The sequence below is a fragment of the Salinivibrio sp. ML290 genome (genome assembly GCF_001995695.1).
Lineage (GTDB): Bacteria > Pseudomonadota > Gammaproteobacteria > Enterobacterales > Vibrionaceae > Salinivibrio > Salinivibrio siamensis.
The window spans coordinates 162,308-181,487 of sequence record NZ_MUEY01000004.1 but is presented as its reverse complement, the minus strand read 5'-3'; the positions used below and the strand labels follow the sequence as shown (position 1 = coordinate 181,487).

17 protein-coding genes, 4 tRNA genes and 2 rRNA genes are annotated in these 19,180 nt (G+C 50.9%); 11 read left to right on the top strand and 12 right to left on the bottom strand.

Going from position 1 to position 19,180, the window contains the following annotated elements:
* The 4 genes from BZG23_RS06040 to BZG23_RS06025 all read left to right on the top strand — a co-directional run.
* Window positions 1–106, top strand: a 23S ribosomal RNA gene (locus tag BZG23_RS06040); the annotation flags it as partial.
* Between the two features lie 120 nt (window positions 107–226).
* Window positions 227–342: ribosomal RNA gene (gene rrf, locus BZG23_RS06035) — 5S ribosomal RNA — on the top strand.
* A gap of 305 nt (window positions 343–647) precedes the next feature.
* A complete protein-coding gene (locus BZG23_RS06030; protein ID WP_052708040.1) occupies window positions 648–1,028 on the top strand; it encodes a thiol-disulfide oxidoreductase DCC family protein in 381 nt (126 codons plus the stop codon).
* A gap of 8 nt (window positions 1,029–1,036) precedes the next feature.
* Entirely contained in the window at window positions 1,037–1,678 is a 642-nt protein-coding gene (locus tag BZG23_RS06025) for a flavin reductase family protein (RefSeq protein WP_046074401.1), read from the top strand.
* Here the strand turns inward: BZG23_RS06025 and BZG23_RS06020 are convergent.
* Window positions 1,675–2,163, bottom strand: coding sequence for a GNAT family N-acetyltransferase (locus BZG23_RS06020; protein ID WP_046074400.1), 489 nt, complete (start codon window positions 2,161–2,163; stop codon window positions 1,675–1,677). The genes BZG23_RS06025 and BZG23_RS06020 overlap by 4 nt on opposite strands.
* An 88-nt stretch (window positions 2,164–2,251) precedes the next feature.
* Window positions 2,252–3,274, bottom strand: coding sequence for an EF-P beta-lysylation protein EpmB (gene epmB, locus BZG23_RS06015; RefSeq protein WP_046074399.1), 1,023 nt, complete (start codon window positions 3,272–3,274; stop codon window positions 2,252–2,254).
* A gap of 33 nt (window positions 3,275–3,307) precedes the next feature.
* Between epmB and efp the strand changes: the two genes are divergently transcribed.
* A complete protein-coding gene (gene efp, locus BZG23_RS06010; RefSeq protein ID WP_046074398.1) occupies window positions 3,308–3,874 on the top strand; it encodes an elongation factor P in 567 nt (188 codons plus the stop codon).
* A 70-nt stretch (window positions 3,875–3,944) separates the two neighbouring features.
* On the opposite strand, the gene frdD is transcribed toward efp, so the two are convergent.
* From frdD to frdA, 4 genes are read right to left on the bottom strand one after another with little or no spacing between them, the layout of a single operon-like run.
* The gene (frdD, locus tag BZG23_RS06005; protein WP_046074397.1) at window positions 3,945–4,307 is read right to left on the bottom strand and encodes a fumarate reductase subunit FrdD; all 363 of its coding nucleotides are present in this window, start codon (window positions 4,305–4,307) and stop codon (window positions 3,945–3,947) included.
* An 8-nt stretch (window positions 4,308–4,315) separates the two neighbouring features.
* Window positions 4,316–4,699, bottom strand: a complete 384-nt coding sequence (frdC, locus tag BZG23_RS06000; protein ID WP_046074396.1) for a fumarate reductase subunit FrdC — start codon at window positions 4,697–4,699, stop codon at window positions 4,316–4,318.
* A complete protein-coding gene (locus BZG23_RS05995; protein ID WP_046074395.1) occupies window positions 4,696–5,451 on the bottom strand; it encodes a succinate dehydrogenase/fumarate reductase iron-sulfur subunit in 756 nt (251 codons plus the stop codon). Before BZG23_RS05995 ends, frdC begins: the two co-directional genes overlap by 4 nt.
* On the bottom strand, window positions 5,448–7,253 hold the full coding sequence (gene frdA / locus BZG23_RS05990; protein ID WP_077606428.1) for a fumarate reductase (quinol) flavoprotein subunit: 1,806 nt from the start codon (window positions 7,251–7,253) through the stop codon (window positions 5,448–5,450). The genes BZG23_RS05995 and frdA overlap by 4 nt, the downstream gene beginning before the upstream one ends.
* 309 nt (window positions 7,254–7,562) lie before the next feature.
* On the opposite strand from frdA, the gene epmA reads away from it, so the two are divergent.
* Window positions 7,563–8,540: an elongation factor P--(R)-beta-lysine ligase gene (epmA, locus tag BZG23_RS05985; RefSeq protein WP_077606424.1), complete on the top strand. Its 978-nt coding sequence runs from the start codon at window positions 7,563–7,565 to the stop codon at window positions 8,538–8,540.
* Between the two features lie 49 nt (window positions 8,541–8,589).
* Here the strand turns inward: epmA and BZG23_RS05980 are convergent, their stop codons facing one another.
* The 5 genes from BZG23_RS05980 to rsgA all read right to left on the bottom strand — a co-directional run bounded on the left by BZG23_RS05980 (window position 8,590) and on the right by rsgA (window position 16,394).
* A complete protein-coding gene (locus BZG23_RS05980; protein WP_046074393.1) occupies window positions 8,590–10,467 on the bottom strand; it encodes a methyl-accepting chemotaxis protein in 1,878 nt (625 codons plus the stop codon).
* Between the two features lie 181 nt (window positions 10,468–10,648).
* On the bottom strand, window positions 10,649–12,535 hold the full coding sequence (locus tag BZG23_RS05975; protein ID WP_077606423.1) for a methyl-accepting chemotaxis protein: 1,887 nt from the start codon (window positions 12,533–12,535) through the stop codon (window positions 10,649–10,651).
* A gap of 239 nt (window positions 12,536–12,774) precedes the next feature.
* Window positions 12,775–14,181 (bottom strand): SLC13 family permease, encoded by a 1,407-nt coding sequence (locus tag BZG23_RS05970; protein WP_046074391.1) that lies wholly within the window; start codon window positions 14,179–14,181, stop codon window positions 12,775–12,777.
* Window positions 14,182–14,382: 201 nt separating this feature from the next.
* Window positions 14,383–15,183, bottom strand: a complete 801-nt coding sequence (asd, locus tag BZG23_RS05965) for an archaetidylserine decarboxylase (RefSeq protein ID WP_152799775.1) — start codon at window positions 15,181–15,183, stop codon at window positions 14,383–14,385.
* A 158-nt stretch (window positions 15,184–15,341) separates the two neighbouring features.
* Window positions 15,342–16,394: a small ribosomal subunit biogenesis GTPase RsgA gene (rsgA, locus tag BZG23_RS05960; protein WP_077606422.1), complete on the bottom strand. Its 1,053-nt coding sequence runs from the start codon at window positions 16,392–16,394 to the stop codon at window positions 15,342–15,344.
* Between the two features lie 79 nt (window positions 16,395–16,473).
* On the opposite strand from rsgA, the gene orn reads away from it, so the two are divergent.
* The 5 genes from orn to BZG23_RS05935 all read left to right on the top strand — a co-directional run bounded on the left by orn (window position 16,474) and on the right by BZG23_RS05935 (window position 17,540).
* Window positions 16,474–17,019 carry an oligoribonuclease gene (orn, locus tag BZG23_RS05955; RefSeq protein ID WP_046074388.1) on the top strand — a complete coding sequence of 182 codons (546 nt, stop codon included), beginning with the start codon at window positions 16,474–16,476 and terminating at the stop codon, window positions 17,017–17,019.
* 132 nt (window positions 17,020–17,151) lie between these two features.
* A tRNA-Gly gene (locus BZG23_RS05950) sits at window positions 17,152–17,227 on the top strand.
* A gap of 37 nt (window positions 17,228–17,264) precedes the next feature.
* Window positions 17,265–17,340: transfer RNA gene (locus BZG23_RS05945), tRNA-Gly, on the top strand.
* A 30-nt stretch (window positions 17,341–17,370) separates the two neighbouring features.
* Window positions 17,371–17,446, top strand: a tRNA-Gly gene (locus tag BZG23_RS05940).
* An 18-nt stretch (window positions 17,447–17,464) separates the two neighbouring features.
* Window positions 17,465–17,540: transfer RNA gene (locus BZG23_RS05935), tRNA-Gly, on the top strand.
* A 469-nt stretch (window positions 17,541–18,009) separates the two neighbouring features.
* Here the strand turns inward: BZG23_RS05935 and queG are convergent.
* Window positions 18,010–19,137, bottom strand: coding sequence for a tRNA epoxyqueuosine(34) reductase QueG (queG, locus tag BZG23_RS05930; protein ID WP_158010030.1), 1,128 nt, complete (start codon window positions 19,135–19,137; stop codon window positions 18,010–18,012).
* Window positions 19,138–19,180 lie beyond the last annotated feature (43 nt).

Below are 19,180 nucleotides of genomic sequence, written 5' to 3'. Positions count from 1 at the left end.
GAGCTCTCTAAAGGGTTGTTCTAGACTAGAACGTTGATAGGCAGGGTGTGTAAGCGCTGTGAGGCGTTGAGCTAACCTGTACTAATTGCCCGTGAGGCTTAACCATACAACACCCAAGAGGTTTTGGGTTGGACTTAAAATAAGCCAGTTGATTGTGGCGAGAACGAACAGCTTTCTAGGTTGATGGTTTTCACTTTTAAAAAAGTGAAGACAAAACAAAATTTTGCTTGGCGACCATAGCGCTTTGGACCCACCTGATTCCATGCCGAACTCAGTAGTGAAACGAAGCAGCGCCGATGGTAGTGTGGGGTCTCCCCATGTGAGAGTAGGACATCGCCAGGCTTTCATTGCTTATCTTGTTGATAGCTCGATGCTTTTGATATCTGCGATGCTCATGTATTGGCATACACTGCGCGTCTCGATTCAAAATCCTCATCGCATCAAACAAGATAACCTAATTAAAGTAGCTACATGTAAGACTTTAATTAGCAGAAACACCAAGCCCTGACCTCACGGTCGGGGCTTTTTTGTGTTTGTCATTTTTGTACTGAGCTTTATGCTTTCCCTTCCTGCTAGCTTTTCTACCGTGCGTTTCTCTGATCTTCTTTTCCTTTCTGTCCGTAGTCTCTACGTCAGGAGGTGTGACTATGGTGACTGTATTTTACGACAGTATGTGTCCTTTATGTGTGAAAGAGATGCGTAAGCTGTCTCGCTGGGACACTGAGGGTGTTTTGCAGCTGGTCGATATTCATCAAGCCGATTTTTGTGATCGGTTTCCTCATGTCGATCCCAGCTCTGCAAATCGCATTCTGCACGCACAAGATTGCAGCGGGAAGATGGTGTATGGTTTAGATGCGACCTACATAGCTTGGCAAGCGGTAGGCAAAGGGCGTTGGGTTAAGTGGTTACGTAGGCCTGGCATTGCCTGGTTTGCGGATAAAGCCTATTTGTTTTTCGCCCGCCATCGTTATCGAATATCTGCGTTGTTAACGGGCCAAGCCCGTTGCCAGCGGTGCCAACTTGAATAAGGATACTTATGTCCCTAAGTGTGTATGAAAGAGATGATATATTGGCCATGGAGAAGCGCTACCGTGCGGCGTTCGTCAATAGCTTGTCAGGTTTTAAATCGGCGAACCTACTGGGAACAAGTGATACGAGTCGGCAGACAAATCTATGCATTGTGAGTTCTGCGTTTCACTTAGGGGCAAACCCTGCGTTGATGGGGGTGATTATCCGCCCTGATACCGTCCCGCGAGATACGTTAGCAAATATCAGAGAAACAGGTGTTTATACTCTCAACCATGTTCAAAAAGAGATGGTTGTCGCGGCGCATCAAACATCAGCACGCTACCCACACGGCGTGTCTGAATTTGAGCAAGTGGGGTTGACTCCTTTATGGCGAGAGCGCATTAATGCGCCTTATGTTCAAGAGGCTGCTATACGTCTTGGTCTCATTCTTCGTGAAGAGCACACCATGGCGATCAATGGCACCCACCTGTTGGTGGGTGAGATCATTGAGGCGCATGTTCCAGATAGCTGTATCAGCCATGATGGTTTTGTCGATATTGAGCAAGCAGGCTCCGTCGCTTTGAGTGGCTTAGACAGCTACCATACCACTGATCGTGTTGGTCGTCTGAGCTACGCTAAGCCCGATAGCATGCCTGAATGGCTTGGTTAGCGATTACGTGCCATATAATGGGCATCGACAAACTCGCCATTGCGGAATGCAAACTGTTTGGCGGTGCCTTCAATTTCAAAGCCAAAGCGTTGATAGAGATGGATAGCCGCTGTGTTATCTGTGTATACGGTCAACTCGATCCGTGACATATTCAACCAGTTATCGGCTAAATCGATCGCTTTTTCCATTAGCGCGCTACCAATGCCGCGGCCTTGATAGGCATCGTGAACGCCCATACCAATGTCTGCGACGTGGCGACGGCGAGGGTTTGTGGCAATGACTAAGCCTAGGTTGCCGACCACTTTACCTTCTAGCTCGGCAACCAATGGGTATACGCCATCTGGCACGTTATTAAGCCGCTTTTCCCACATAGCGAGGCTTGGCATCGGCAACTGCAAGGTACCCGCTTGGGCGTTAGGTTGCGCGTAGATTTCACGTATCGCAGGAATATCGTCGACGTGGTATTGACGAATAATCAGAGACATAACACATCCTTGTGGTGAGCTTTCCTCTCTAATAAGCCATGGAAGCAAAAATAAATCAACAGCGTATATTAATTAAGTTACTGATTATTCACTCTAAATGTAGATCAAGCGGGGTTTTACTGGCCCGCCCGCCAATTTCTCGGGTCAGTCGGGGGACCAAATAGCCTGAAAGCTGGCCGATAATCTCCTGCATTAATGCGCGCGCTTCATCGTCCGAGACTAAAAAGTGGGCGGCGCCTTGAACTTTATCCAATACATGCAGGTAATAAGGCAAAACGCCTGCCTCAAACAGTCGTTGGCTCAGTGCCACCAACGCATCCGCACTATCATTCACGCCTTTGAGAAGCACGCTTTGGTTGAGCAGCGTGATCCCCGCTTGTCGCAATGCGTGGAGTTTGTCGCTTAATTCGTCATCGATCTCATTGGCATGGTTGATGTGGGTGACCATCACCACTTGTAAACGCGAGCGCGATAAGCGCTCGGTCAGTGCGGAAGTGAGGCGCGCAGGGATCACTACGGGCAAGCGAGAGTGAATACGCAGCCGTTTAACATGCGTTATTTGCTCGATAGCACTGATGAGCCAATCGAGCTCCTCGTCTTTTGCCATCAGCGGATCACCACCAGATAAAATCACTTCGTCTATCTCTGCATGAGCGGCGATATAATCCAGCGCCCCTTGCCACACGCGTTTGCTGCCTTTGTTATCTTGATAAGGGAAATGGCGGCGGAAGCAATAACGGCAATTTATGGCACAGCCTCCCTTAACGATCAGCAACACACGGTTGTGGTACTTGTGTAACAAACCAGGAATCGCATTATCTTGCTCTTCCAGTGGGTCAGCGCTGAACCCGTCAACCTCAGTAAACTCGTCTGCCACTGGTAGCACTTGCTTAAGCAGCGGGTCATTAGGGTTGCCCTTTTCCATTCGGGCAACAAAACTACGTGGGACGCGCTGTGTAAACAAACGGCGCGCGGCAAAGCCGGCCTCCCACCCCTTTGGTGAAATTTCAAGCGTTTGCAGCAGTTCACTGGGATCTGTGATCGCCTCTGCGAGTTCTTTGATCCAGTTTCGCTCAACAGCAGGCTGGATTCGGGTTATGATGTGCGACATTTGTGAAAACTCGAAGATGTTAAGAGGATCAAGATGGCGTCTTTCAGCACTAATGAATTCCGTGGCGGTTTGAAAATTATGCTCGATAACGAGCCGTGTGTCATTACCGAAAATGAATTCGTAAAGCCAGGCAAAGGTCAGGCCTTTAACCGTGTCAAAATCCGTAAGTTGATCTCCGGTAAAGTACTAGAGAAAACATTTAAATCGGGTGACAGCGTTGAAGCGGCCGACGTGATTGAAGTCGATATGGATTACCTGTACACAGACGGTGAATTCTATCACTTCATGAACAATGAAACCTTTGAGCAAATTGCGTCTAATGAGAGCGCAGTGGGTGATAACGTCAAGTGGTTAGTCGAGAACAACACTTGTACGCTTACGCTTTGGAACGGCGACCCTATCGTGGTAACACCACCTAACTTCGTTGAACTAGAAGTGACGGAAACTGATCCTGGTTTGAAAGGTGATACGCAAGGAACGGGCGGTAAGCCAGCGACACTGAGCACAGGCGCTGTGGTTCGCGTGCCTTTGTTTATTCAAATCGGCGAAGTAATTAAGGTCGATACCCGAACGGGTGAGTACGTTGGACGGGTTAAATAACGATACCGCGAAAAAGCCCTGAGCTGATATAGGCCAGGGCTTTTTTATTATGACGGGCCGTCGGTGTTCGTTAAATGACAAGCACCAACAGCACGGCGGCAATGCTGACGGCAAAAGCGATGGCATAGCACACCACTTTGCCGGCTAACCCCACATGCAGCTTCAAATCATGCAGCCCGTGATGAATGCGGTGCATGGCGTGCCACATTGGTAGCGCCAGCGTGGCGAGGATAAGCAATTTGCCCAGCCAGTGATCAGCAAACATCATCACGCGGTCATAGCTCAATGCGGATGGGTCAATAACGCCAAGTGGGATGAGAACCCCCAGAATCAAGACAGTCACCGGGGTAAACATCGCGAACCAGGTCCCCCCGGCGCCAAATAAACTCCACCAAATGGGCTCATCGGAACGTTTGGGTTTGGGATCGATCATAACACCTCCTAAATGAGCACAAGAGCAATCAGTGAGATCACCGCGACCGCGGCCCATTGCGCACCAACCACCCATTTGCCGTCGAGCAGTTTTCCTTTAATGCGAATCGGCATTACTTGCGGCATCATGCTAAAAAACGTGGTGGCATGAAACAGGCTGGCGACCAAGGCAACCAGGTTCAAGATAATCACAACCGGGTGGGCCATATAATCCAGCCAGCTTTGCCACGCTTGCGGTCCCTGAACCAAGCAAATTAACCCAGCTGTAAGACTAAGCGTAAAAAAGACCAAAGGCAGTACTGTTGCTTCTCGCACCATATAAAAGCGGTAGAACGGATGTTCGAGCCACCAAGTACGAGGCATGGGGCGTGTATAGGGTTTGCGATTACTCATCCTCTTACCTCCTGCCCATCTTTATTGGGATTAAACATGGCAATCACCATATCTTGGGTGGAAGCCACCTTGCCTTGGTTGACCGCACCCGCAGGATCAACACCTTTCGGGCAAACTTTTGAGCAGTAGCCGACGAAAGTACATCCCCATGCACCGTTATCACTATTAATCAGTGGCATGCGTTGGGCTTTCCCCTTGTCTCGACTGTCAAGGTTATAGCGGTGTGCCAGCGCGATCGCAGCGGGACCAAGAAAGTCGGGATTGAGACCAAACTGAGGACAGGCGGCGTAGCATAAGCCGCAGTTGATACAAGCGGCAAACTGTTTGTAGCGTGCCATTTGTTCAGGCGTTTGCGTGTTGGGGCCGTCTTCAGGGCGACGATCATTACCCAAGATATAGGGTTTTATCGCTTCAAGGCGCTCAATAAAGGGCGTCATATCGACAACGAGATCTTTTTCGATCGCAAAATTAGCCAAAGGCTCAATCACCACCCCTTTGGCGTAATCACGTAAAAACGCTTTGCAAGCGAGCTTGGGCACGCCATTGACCATCATCCCGCATGAGCCACAAATGGCCATGCGACACGACCAGCGATAAGAGAGCGACTTATCAAGGTTGTCTTTGATATACCCCAGCGCATCCAAGACCGACATGGTTTCATCGCCGGGTACAACGAAAGACTGCGAGTAAGGCGCATCATCCGTTGCCGGATCGTATCTGAGCACTGAGACCTGGTAGGTAGTTTGCGTCATGATGCGTGCTCCTCTTTTGAGTCAACATTGCCACCATTGGCGCGTTCTGCCGCATCACCATACAACCGCGCTTGTGGTTGTGACTTGGTGATTTTGACATCGCCATAATCAATGCGAGGACGGCCGTCAGGTTGGTAGAAGGCTAAAGTGTGCTTGAGATAGTTTTCATCGTCACGCTCGGTACAGCCCTCATCAAGGCGTTGGTGGGCCCCGCGAGACTCCTTACGCTGGATAGCAGAATGTGCCATGGCTTCGGCCACTTCCAAGCCATAGCCCACTTCAATGGCATAGAGTAGGTCAGTATTGAACACACTCCCTTGGTCTTGGATGGCAACATGCTGATAGCGTGCTTTGAGTTCCGCGATTTTATCAATGGTGGCTTGCATCAGATCTTCGCGACGATAAATACCGCAGCCCGCTTCCATTGTCTCGCCAAGCTCTTTACGAATATCTGCCCAGTTTTCTTCGCCTTGATTGCTCAGCAACTGATCAATGCGCGCTTTGACGTTCTGAACTTGGGCATCAATCGCCGCTTGATTCCAATCTGTGAAGGCCGCTGCCCGTTTTGCTGCGCCTTCACCCGCCAACCGACCAAATACCGCCAATTCAGCGAGCGAGTTTGAGCCGAGTCGATTCGCGCCGTGCAAACCGACGGAGGAGCACTCACCAACCGCAAATAAGCCGTTAACGCGCGTTTCGGTTTGGGCATCCGTTTCAATGCCACCCATGGTGTAGTGCACCGTGGGACGAATTGGGATCGGCTCTTTGGCGGGGTCAACGTTGACATAGGCTTTGGCGAGCTCACAAATAAACGGCAGCCGTTCTTGAATATAGTCTTCGCCGAGGTGACGTAAATCGAGATGAACAACGTCACCGAGCGTGTGCTTGATGGTATTGCCTTTTTGCTGCTCATGCCAAAAGGCTTGTGAGACTTTATCGCGTGGGCCGAGCTCCATGTATTTGTTTTTCGGTTGACCGACGGGCGTTTCTGGCCCGAGTCCATAATCTTGCAGGTAGCGGTAGCCGTCTTTGTTGACAATAATGCCACCTTCGCCACGGCAGCCTTCGGTCATTAAGATCCCCGTACCAGGCAGTCCTGTGGGGTGATATTGGACAAATTCCATATCACGCAGCGGAATACCGTGGCGATAAGCCATGGCCATGCCATCCCCGGTGACAATTCCACCATTGGTATTGCAGCTATAAACGCGTCCCGCGCCGCCAGTGGCTAACACCACCGATTTGGCTTTAATACAGACCAGCTCGCCTTCTGCCATGTGCAAGGCAATCAAGCCTTGTACTTGCCCGTCATCGATAATCAAATCAATCACAAAGTATTCATCGAGACGCTGGATTTGTGGGTATTTGGTCGAGGTTTGAAATAGGGTATGGAGCATATGGAAGCCGGTTTTATCGGCAGCAAACCATGTACGCTCCACTTTCATACCGCCAAACCGACGAACATTGATACTGCCATCGTCTTTTCGACTCCAAGGGCAGCCCCATTGCTCGAGTTGTACCATTTCATGGGCACAATGTTTGACAAAGTAATCGACGACATCTTGTTCGCATAACCAGTCGCCACCGCTCACGGTATCGTTGAAGTGGTTGTCTAGGCTGTCTTCGTCCTTGATGACGGCAGCCGATCCACCTTCTGCGGCCACGGTGTGGGAGCGCATGGGGTAGACCTTAGACACCAGCGCAATATTAAGAGAAGGGTCAGCTTCAGCGGCCGCAATGGCCGTGCGCAGTCCAGCGCCACCAGCGCCGATAACTGCAATGTCTGTGGTGAGGGTCTGCACGTTCATCCTCCAGTGTAGGGAAAGCCAGTGCTTGGCTTGTTTATTGTTCTGCTGTCATGGTAGGCAATCTACGCACAGTAAAAATTGACTCAGTCGGGGAATTGCCGTGATTTTGCGGGCATGGGTGTTAAATTGCATAAAAGTGTGATGTTAGTCGTTAAGTGCCTGCCTCTCTTGTAAAAATGAGAAATACTCACCAAGAAAATGCGTTGTGTGACACATAGTTGCTGTGTGACAGCGGTGATGAGCACTTGTCATTCCAGGCGGCAGCGATAGACTGGCGCCATCAGAGAGCGCAAGGGTAAACGTATGAGTGAGAGGAATCGGTGGCAGCCAACGGCAAGCGTGTCACAACTAAAAAAGCGCGCTGCGATCATAGCCCGTATCCGTCAATTTTTTGCCGTCCGTGATGTATGGGAAGTGGATACCCCAGCACTGAGTCAAGCGGCGGTGACCGATGTGCACCTTCATAGCTTCACAACGTCTTTGGTGGGGCCGGGTTTTGCTGACGGCGTCGCCTTGCACCTCATGACCAGTCCAGAGTTCCATATGAAGCGGCTATTAGCCGCTGGAAGTGGGGCTATTTATCAAATCAGCAAAGCGTTTCGGAATGAAGAAGCGGGGCGCTACCATAACCCCGAGTTTACGATGTTGGAGTGGTATCAACCTGGCTATACCCACCATGACTTGATGGACGAAATGGATGCCTTGTTACAACAGGTGCTGAGGTGCCAAGCTGCGACACGGATGAGCTATCAAACGGTCTTTGAATCTCTCACCGGACAGTGCCCTCTCACTGCGGATATTGATCAGTTGCGTGCACTGGCTGCCACCCAAGGGCTCACCGATATCACTCAGGATGAAACCGACAAAGATACCTTGCTGCAGCTGCTTTTCTCGGTGATGGTGGAGCCGCATATTGGCCAGCAGGTGCCCGCGTTTATTTATGACTTTCCGGCATCGCAAGCCGCGTTGGCTAAAATCAGCGAAGCAGACACGCGTGTTGCGCATCGGTTTGAGGTGTATTACCGAGGGGTTGAGCTGGCCAATGGCTTTTATGAGTTGCAAGACGCCAACGAGCAGCGACAGCGGTTTGAGGCGGATAATGCGGCACGTGTGGCTCGCGGTCTACCACCACAACCTATCGATGAGCACTTGTTGTCAGCGCTGGAAAATGGCCTACCTGATTGCGCAGGGGTCGCGCTAGGGATCGATCGTCTTGTGATGCTCGCGCTCGGTTGTGATCACATTGATGCGGTGACCGCGTTTCCTGTCTCACGCGCGTAGCGCCATAAGAAAAACGCCGCCTTGCGGCGGCGTCTGAAAGGGCATTCACCTAGACTTTAAATTTTGACAGATCTTGATGCATATCCCGCGCGGCTTGCGCCATGCTTTCTCCCTGATCACCGGTAGCACTGGCTTGCTGGTGGATCTCATAAGATAGATCTTTCACCGCTTGGGTATTGCGATTGATATCGTCAGTGACCGCGCGCTGCTCCTCGGCGGCGCTGGCAATTTGAATCGCCATTTCTGAGATAGTACCAATGGCGCTGGTGATTTGATTCAGGCGCTCACTGGCCGCTTCGGCGCGATCCACACTGGAGGTGGCCATCTCGTTACTCTGAGTCATATCATCGACCGCGCGCTGCGTGGTGTGCTGCAGCGTCTCAATCATGTTGCGAATTTCTTCGGTGGAGTCATGGGTACGCTGGCTGAGCACGCGCACTTCATCGGCGACCACCGCAAAACCGCGCCCTTGATCGCCTGCCCGCGCTGCCTCAATCGCCGCGTTTAGGGCAAGCAAGTTGGTTTGTTCTGCCACCCCTTGAATCGTCGCGATGATTTGGTTAATGCTCTGTGCATTTTCATCCAGCTCGCGGATCACATTAGTGGCTCGCTCCACTTGCTCGGCCAACTGAGTGATGGCATTGCGGTTATCGCCGACCACGCTCAACCCTTCTTGGCATGACTGCTCCGCTTGTTGCGCCGATGAGGCCGTATCTTCGGCGTGACTGGCGACCTCGTTGGCTGTGGTCGACATTTCGTGGATCGCAGTCGCGATCTGATCAACATCATTTTGCTGCTTATCAACCAGCTGACTGGATTGCAGGGCGTGGGTTCGGCACTCCTCAGCACTTTCTGACAACGTCATGCTTTGGTTCACTGCTTTACCCACCATTTGCTGGAGCTGAGCGAGGAAGGCATTGACGTATTCAGCCAATTCGCCAATTTCATCTTGGCGGGCGATGTTGATCCTTTGCGTCAGATCGCCTTCACCTGCAGAGAGCGTGCGCACGGCCCCTGTCAGCTCGCCTAATGGCTTTAGCAGTTGTTTGATTAACGCGCCGGCGACAAAGGCAATCACGATAAACAAAATCACTGAGGCGATCAGCACAAAGGTAATTTGCTCTGATACTGAGGCATAGGCTTGCGTCTTGTCTTCAACGATACCCAAGGTCCAATCGGTATTAGGTACTTCGATAGCCGCGAGTAGCTTTTCTTTGCCATTGAGCTCAAAGGTGGTGAGTTGGCGTTGTGCGCTTGCATTGGCCATAAATGTCGGGGTGAGCTCTTCATCCAGCTCAGTGAGGGGTTGGCGACTGAGATCTGTGTCGCGATACGCCACTAAGCGGTTGTCACCATCGACGAGAAAGGCAAAGCCATTACTGAGTTTCAAATTTAACACTTGCTCGACAATATCGGTGACGGTGACGTCGGCAGCCAGCACGCCTTGATATTGGCCATTGAAGGCCTTGGCGAGACTGACCACCAAACTGCCGTCGAAATCTTGATAGGGCTCGGTAATGATTAAGCCATTGGCGTCACTGGCGCTTTGATACCAAGGGCGAGTGCGCGGATCATAGTCGGCGGGCCAATCTTCGCTTTTATCACCGTAGGCGATACGGCCATCTTCAAAGCCGGCATATACGGAGAGAAAATGCCCCGCTCGCTTGGTGACAAGAAGCTCGCGATCCACATTAGCCTTATTGGCGATCAGTGATTCGTTTGCCAATAGCATATCGGCGCGCGTACTCAGCCAGCTATCGATAAACTGGACGGTGGCATCCCCGACATCATGCATTTGCTTGGTGATACTGCTGGTCGTCTCGCTTTGGAGTTGACGCACAGAAATGCTGGCAAGTACCGCACTGACCAAGGCCACGATAAAGGCAATCGCCACAATGATTTTTAGCTTAATGGTTGGCTTGGGCATAGACACATTTCCATCTGCTTGAAAAGTGTCACAAGTGTATACGCAACGTTTGCACTAAAGTTGGATCGATAAGACAAAATGCGGTCACAACAGCGGCAAAGCGCGAGAAGATGGATGAATCTGTGATCTTACTGCCAGTGACAGTCTGCCTACCCAGGCAGGCAGACTGCAGTGGCTCAGGTTATACTTTGAACTTGGAGAGGTCGTTGTGCATTTCTTGCGCATCTTGCGCCATTTGCTCACCTTGCTCGCCCGTTTCATTGGATTTTTGGTGGATCTCTAACGATAGGTCACGCACCGCTTGGGTATTGCGGTTGATATCCTCGGTCACCGCACGTTGCTCTTCAGCTGCGCTGGCAATTTGTGCCGCCATCTCAGAAATGTCGCCAATTGCACGGGTGATTTCGTTGAGTTTCTCGCTCGCTGAGGCCGCGCGCTCGACACTTGAGGTCGCCATATCATTACTTTGGGTCATGCCATCCACCGCGCGTTGAGTGGTGTTTTGTAGCGTTTCAATCATGTTACGGATCTCTTCCGTGGAGTCATGAGTACGCTGACTCAATACACGCACTTCATCGGCGACGACAGCAAAGCCACGACCTTGTTCGCCGGCTCGGGCGGCCTCAATGGCGGCGTTAAGCGCGAGCAGGTTGGTTTGTTCAGCAATATCCTGAATGGTGGAGATGATTTGGTTGATGCTTTGTGAATTGGTATCCAACTCTCGAATCACATCCGTCGCTTGCTCCACTTGCTCCGCCAGTTGGGTAATGGCATCACGGTTGCTCTCCACCACCTCTAATCCATCACGGCAAGAGCTCTCCGCTTCTTGGGCAGAGCGAGCGGTTTGTTCAGCGTTACTCGCAACTTCGTTGGCGGTGGTCGACATCTCATGGATGGCGGTAGCAATTTGATCGACATCGCCTTGTTGCTGCCCCACCAAGCTACTGGACTGGTGAGCAAGATTGCGACATTGGTCTGCGCGATCCGATAAGGTGACACTCTGGGTGACGCTGCGGCCTATCATCGCTTGTAACTGCTCAAGGAACGCATTGACGTGCCCGGCTAGCTCACCGATTTCATCTTTACGGACAATATCAAGGCGCTGAGTCAGATCCCCACTGCCTTTTGACAGCGAGCTCACTGCCTGTGTCAGTTGGGTCAGGGGGGCTAACATCCGGTGGATAAGGGCGCCGGCAATCAATGCAATGATCACAAAGAGAATCACTGACGTGACTAAGGTGGACACAATCTGCTCTGAGACAGACGCAAACGCCAACTTTTTGTCTTGTACCACGCCAAGGCTCCAGTCAGCGCCTTCAACGGGCGTCACGGCGAGCAGCTTTTCTCTTCCGTCACCGTCAAAGGTAATACTCGCGAGTGCGTCACTGTTACGGGCCTTTTGGATAAAAGCGGGGGTGAGCTCATCGTCAACCTCGGTGAGCGCTTTGGTACTGAGCGCGGTATCCCGATAAGCGACGACATTGTTATTCCCGTCCACCAAAAAGGCGAAACCTTGGTTGGGTAACCGCACGTTGAGCACTTCTTGCACAATGGCGTCAACGGAGAGATCCGCCGCGATAACGCCCTCAAAGCGTTGATTGAACGATTTGGCAAAACTGATCACCATCCCGGCACCATTGGCATCGACATAAGGCGGTGTGATAATGAGCTCATTGGCGGCGTTGGCTTGTTTGTACCAAGGTCGAGTCCGCGGGTCATAATTGGCCGGCCAGCTTTCTGTTTTGTCACCATAAGCAATCGAGCCGTCTGCAAAGCCGGCGTAAACGGTGAGAAAGTTACCCTGGCGCTTGGTCAGCAATAATTCACGATCGACATTCTGCTGGGTCGCAATCAGTGGCACATTGGCGACTAGCATGTCACTGCGGATATCTAGCCACTCTTCGATAAAGTTGCTGGTGGAAAGACCGACATCGCGCATTTGCTCAGTGACGTTTTGCTGCGTCTCTTGTTCCAGTTGGTTAACGGAAAACCATGCCTGTACTGCACTGACTAAGGCAACGACCAAAGCAACAGCAAGCAATATTTTGGTCTTGATGGTGAATTTCATTAAAGATCCCTCGTACTACCACGTTTTGATGACACTTTCTTATTGAGTATCTGCTTAATTGTAGAAAGCTTGAGTCAATGAGGGATAAAGAATTTTGCAAAAAGTGGATTTATCCTCAAAGCTCAGCTGGCTGTCTTACTCACATCATCAGTGTTATCCCATTTTTAGCGGATGAAAAATATCAATTTTCTCGTTCTGGGGCGAATCTATCGTTTTGTGTCTCAATCGTTAAACGATTGTCATGTGAGTAAGAGGACAGCGGTATAAACTAGGCCTAAGCCACTTATGCCTAAGATGATACCGACTTTGACCAAATCTTGACTGCTGATAAATCCGGTTGAATATGCTAGGGAGTTGGGTGGCGTCGAGACCGGCAGTATCATCCCCAAGGAAGCGGAAAAGGCGACCACAATCAATAGCCCCTGCATACCGCCAATGCTTGCCAGTGCGGGCATGGAGGTCGCGATGGCCGCAGCTATCGGCATTAAGAGGTTAGCGGTGGCTGTGTTGGACATAAAGTTCGCCATCAGCCAGCAGATAATCGACAAGGTAACCAGCACCGTCATGGCGGTAAGCAGGCTGTAATCGACCGCATGAGCGAGCGCCGCGGCTAGGCCGGTTTGGTCGAGCGCGATCCCCATGGCAATCCCGCCAGCGACCAGCCACAATACATCCCAGTTGATTTGTTTGAGCTCTGGCTTACCAATAATGCCAGTGAGGGTAAAAATCGCCAGTGGGATCACCGCCACCACATAAGTATTCATGCCATGCAAACTGGTGGTGAGCCACAGCACGATCGTGAGGGCGAAGGTGATATAGACAGTGTAAGCCTGCCAGCTTTGTAAAAAACGGCCTTCTAAAGCGAGGTTCACGCGGGTTTGTTGACTCTGAAAGAGCCGTTGTAATAGCCACCAGGCGAAGGTGAGCTGAACGATCACGAAAGGCAGGCCCATCTGCATCCAACCCAGAAAAGAGACTTTATACTCCCCCGTTAAATACTGTAAGGCAATAGCGTTAGGTGGTGTGCCGATAGGTGTGGCAATGCCACCGGTATTCGCTGCCACGGGAATACAAAGCACGAGTGCCTTGACCAAAGGATCACCTTTGGGTAACACCGCGATAATTGGCGTTAATAGGGCCAGCATCATCACCGTGGTGGCAGTGTTTGACATAAACATCGAAAATACTGCGGTAATCAGCATCAGGCCAAGCATGATAAATTTAGGGTGGTGACCAAACGGCCTCAACAGCACACGTGCCAAATTGATGTCGAGTTCATATTTTGATGCGGCAATAGCCAGTGAAAACCCGCCCATAAACAGAATAATGATAGGGGATGAAAAGGCGCTGAGAATGTCGGTATAAGGAATTAAGTCTCCGCGAGGATGATGCAGTGTGATACCGCGAAACCAGTGTAAGCCTTTATCGGATATCATCACCAACTGCAGGGTAATGATCAGCAAAGAGGTTGAAAACACCGGCACAGGCTCAAGGACCCACAGCAAGGCCGCCATCAGAAATATCGCTAACAAACGGTGCTGAATGATAGTGAGGTTAGCAATGGGTAACCAATCGGTAGGGACTAACAGTAGTAACAGCGGTAAGCCGAGGGCGACCAGCAATTTGATAAAACGAGCATTAACCACAAATACGCTCCTTCGTCATGGATGGGCGAGCGCGTTCCGCCTTAGACGCGAAGAGTCGCGTGCGCCTTATTATCAGTAATGGAATATCCGTATCATACGGCGCTTTATCTTGGATTAACGGGAAAAATATCCGAATTTCGACACAAAAAAGGGGCATAAATGCCCCATATTTCACATTTTTCTCAGGTTTTTAGCGGGACGTTAGTGCTGGCGGTGTGCGTAAGCTTGCCCCAATTGTGTCGGCTCACCAGGTAAGACGGCGTCATCAAAGCGTACCGCCCCTTTCGGGAAGAGGTTAATCACGGTAGAGCCCAGTTTGAATCGGCCCATTTCCTCTCCTTGAGCAAAGTGCATCGCCTGCTCACCGTCGGTTGGATATTGCCAACGACGAATACTGCCACCGGTTGGCGGGGTCACCGTCCCGGCCCACGTGGTTTCGATACTGCCAACAATGGTGGCGCCGACCAATATTTGTGCCATGGGGCCAAACGCGGTATCAAAGACGCACACGACGCGCTCATTCCGCGCAAAGAGGTTTGGCACGTTTTCTGCCGTCAGTGGGTTCACTGAAAACAAATCGCCAGGAATATAAATCATCTCTCGCAACACACCGTCACACGGCATGTGAACGCGGTGATAGTCGCGAGGAGAAAGGTACAAGGTGGCGAATTCGCCTTGGTCAAATTGCGCCGCAAGCGTGTCATCTCCGCCCACTAACTCGGTCAGAGAGAAGCTATGGCCTTTGGCTTGAATCAGGCGGCCCTGTTCAATCGCGCCTGCTTGACTGACACAGGCGTCAGCCGGAAAGACCAGCGTTGCCTCGTCGCCATCGATGGGGCGCAGCGCCGGCTTCAGCTCGCGAACGAAAAAATCATTAAAGGTGCGATAGTGGCTGGGATCGCTCACTTTTGCTTCGCTCATATCCACGTGATATTGCTTGATAAACCATTTGATCACAGCGGTGGTGAACCAACCCGCTTTCAAGTTAGCAAGTTTCCCCATCAATCGGGTCAACGCGTGTTTCGGCGTAAGGTATTGTAGGCCGACTTTCAAATCGTCTCGCACAGTGTAGTCCTAACCAATTATCGGGTTGTTGATGTCAGTGACGTGCCTTTTACTGGCGCGCAGTGTAGCGAATCTGTCAGTAAAGTGACAATCGCTCAGTGTTGCTTATTCCGCGAGAACTGACGGTTGTCTTTGGCTTCTTTCATGCTCTCAATGATGCGATGGTAGCTATCAAAACGTTCGACACTAATGTGTCCGTCTTCGACCGCTTGTCGCAGTAGGCAACCAGGATCATCGCCATGTTTGCAATCGCGGAACTTACAGCCACCTAAATAATCACGAAATTCGACAAAGCCATGAGCAATTTGTTCCGGTTCTAAATGCCATAAGCCAAACTCACGGACGCCGGGGGAGTCAATCAGATCGCCGCCTTGATCAAAATGATACAAGCGTGCGGCGGTGGTGGTATGTTGACCAAGCCCTGAATTTTCCGATACCTGATGCGTATGCGCGTGCACATCGGGGAGTAGGGTATTGACCAAACTGGACTTCCCTACGCCGGACTGCCCAACAAAGACGCTCACATGCTGGTCTAGGTGTGTCATCAACGCTGACATGCCTTCGCCCGAGTCCGCACTGACCATCACGAGGGGATAACCAATATCTCGATAGATATCGAGCAGATCATCGACCATCTCATGGCCTTCTTCATCCAACAAATCGACTTTGTTGATCACAATCAGGGGCGCGATATCCAGTGCTTCACAGGCAATAAGGTAGCGGTCGATAATGTTGAGCGACAGCTCGGGCAAAATAGCGGCCACGATCACCACCTGATCAATGTTCGCCGCGACGGGCTTGACCCCATCGTAATAATCGGGACGAGTGAGCACGGAGTCACGTTCATGCACCGCCTCCACAACGCCAGTAAAGCCATCGAGCGCTTCTTTACCGGGTCGCCATACTACACGGTCGCCAGTGACCAGACTATGGACAGTGCGACGAATATTGCATCTGTGTATCTTACCTGTGTCGGGATCTTCGATATCAGCATGTTGTCCAAACCGCGTGATAACCCGCCCTTCCCGCGCGGATTCCAGTGCGGCATCTTCCCATTGCAGATCGGTATCTTTCTCTTTGATCCGGCGTTGTTGGTTGGATCTTACCCGTCGCAGTTGACCCTTCGTCAGTTTTTTCTTTTTTGCCACGTTGACTCTTATCGGTTAAGTTGGCTTTCATATCAAGCACAGTATGATACATGGTTTATCGATAAAAAAGGCAAGTTCAATGGCGTTCAGTGAAAACAATTTAATCTGGATTGATCTGGAAATGACGGGGCTGGATCCGGATACACATAAGATCATTGAGATCGCGACAATTGTCACCGATGCACAGTTGAATATTCTGGCTGAGGGGCCCGTCCTGGCGGTACATCAACCGCAAAGCGAGCTCGACAAAATGGATGATTGGTGCACGCGTACCCATAGCCAGTCTGGCTTAGTGGCGCGCGTACAACAGAGTGATATTGACGAGCAAACCGCCATTGAGCAGACCATCGCTTTCTTATCGCAATGGGTGCCGTCTGGCGCGTCACCGATTTGCGGTAATAGTGTGGGGCAAGATCGACGCTTCCTCTATCGCCACATGCCAGCGCTCGAGCGCTATTTTCATTACCGTACGGTGGATGTAAGTACGTTAAAAGAGCTGGTACGTCGATGGCAACCTGAGGTGTTGAATGATTTCTCTAAACAGGGAACCCATTTAGCGCTTGACGACATCCGAGAATCAATTGCAGAATTACGCTTCTATCGAGAGAGGATCTTAACGATCTGATGGGTCAGTCATCGATCTGATGCTCTTTTGAGCGATTAAAAGAAAAAACCAAAAAATTGCTCACCAGCACTTGCAACCCGGTTTTTTCTTCGTATAATTCGCAGCCCTAACGACGTGAATCGTCTGTTGAAAGCGACATTAGCTCAGCTGGTAGAGCGCAACCTTGCCAAGGTTGAGGTCACGAGTTCGAACCTCGTATGTCGCTCCAAATTAATATCGATCTGATGTTGATCAGGTCGATCTAAGCGACACTAGCTCAGCTGGTAGAGCGCAACCTTGCCAAGGTTGAGGTCACGAGTTCGAACCTCGTGTGTCGCTCCAAATTAAAATGCGATGTAATGCATCAGCAATGCGACATTAGCTCAGCTGGTAGAGCGCAACCTTGCCAAGGTTGAGGTCACGAGTTCGAACCTCGTATGTCGCTCCAAACAACAATTCGGAATAAGCGACACTAGCTCAGCTGGTAGAGCGCAACCTTGCCAAGGTTGAGGTCACGGGTTCGAACCCCGTGTGTCGCTCCAATCACTTGGTTAACCACCAGTGTGGCGTTTAAGATAGCGCCATCTTTAATGCTGTGAAGCATCATTTCTTACACAAATCCCATCTGTTTATGCTTTCTCTGAAAGCGCACGGTGGCGCGGTTTTTACCAATACTGCACAGACTTATCCACAGAGAAAGCGTTGTGGATAAACCAGTTAATGGATTTGTTGCTGTGTACGGTGCTGGTTATCTTATCATCAGGCACGGTATCTATGTTGCACATGTGAAATAAACGCAAACATACCTTAAATGCTTGTAAAATAAGAAAAATACATGGTTTTCTTTCAGGTTAGCTAACGCTTTTCCACAGTGTTATTCACTTACGTGATCTTGCTCGCTTAATGCACCATCAATGTGTTTAACTATCAAAAAGCGCACCATAAATGCGCATTGCGTGACGGTTTTCCACATTATGTGAATAGCGTCATCTTTCCGCTTGTAAGCCCCGATTAAGCGTCACGAGGCAATCCTTTTTCTATAATGCGCACGAGACGACGCGTCCCTGTGGGTAATGGTTTGACATCAATACGCTGTCGTTTTTTCTCTTGTTCGCTGAGTGCCCAGTGAATATGTTCGTCAACCAGCTTGTCCTCACCGAGCCGCGCCTTGAGACTATCGATGATCGCTTGATTGAAGGGGGCATTGCCCATGGCAATCGCTAGGTTGCGCCGCCATTTTTGGATCCCGATGCGACGTATCGCCGACCCCTGTGTGAGTGATAAGAAGGTTTCCTCATCCCAGTTGAACAGCGTGGTGAGTGGCTGTTGTTCGAGGCTGGGGCGACAATGAAAATCAGCCTCTAAGGTGATCTCGGCCTCACGGTTAAACGGACAAACCAGCTGGCAGTCATCGCAACCATAGATACGGTTACCGATGGCATGGCGAAATTCTAAGGGGATCACGCCATCATATTCGATAGTCAGGTAGGAAATGCAGCGGCGCGCGTCGACCACGCCTTCTGCGACGATTGCTTGAGTGGGACAACTGGTCATGCAGGCAACACATTTACCGCACTGATTCTCGACAGGGGTGTCGACGGGTAAAGGAAGATCCACCAATAACTCACCGAGAAAGAACCAGGATCCGGTTTCATCATTGAGGATCAGGGAGTGTTTGCCTGTCCAACCTAAGCCGGCTTTCTCCGCGAGCGGGCGCTCTAAAACAGGTGCAGAGTCGACAAAAGGACGATATCCGTATGGGCCCACTTCAGCCTCAATCTGTTGGCCCAGCTTTTTGAGTCGATTCCGAATCAGTTTATGGTAGTCACGTCCCAGCGAGTAACGACTCACATATCCTAAATCAGGATTGGCCAGTGTTTGGGCAAAGCCCGCGTTAGGCGGCAAGTAGTTCATCCGCACACTGATCACGCGCACTGTGCCTGGCACCAGTTCGTCCGGTCGCGCACGCATCATCCCATGTCTGGCCATCCACGCCATCTCACCGTGATACCCGTTGTCGAGCCAGCGCTGTAATTGCGCTTCATGTTGCTTGAGATCAACATCCGTGATCCCCACCTGCTGGAAGCCTAGCGCTTGCCCCCATTGCTTGATACGTTGGGCAAGTTGGTCGAAATCAATGGATGCATCGGGCTTGGGTTGCGACATAGCGGTAGATCCTGAG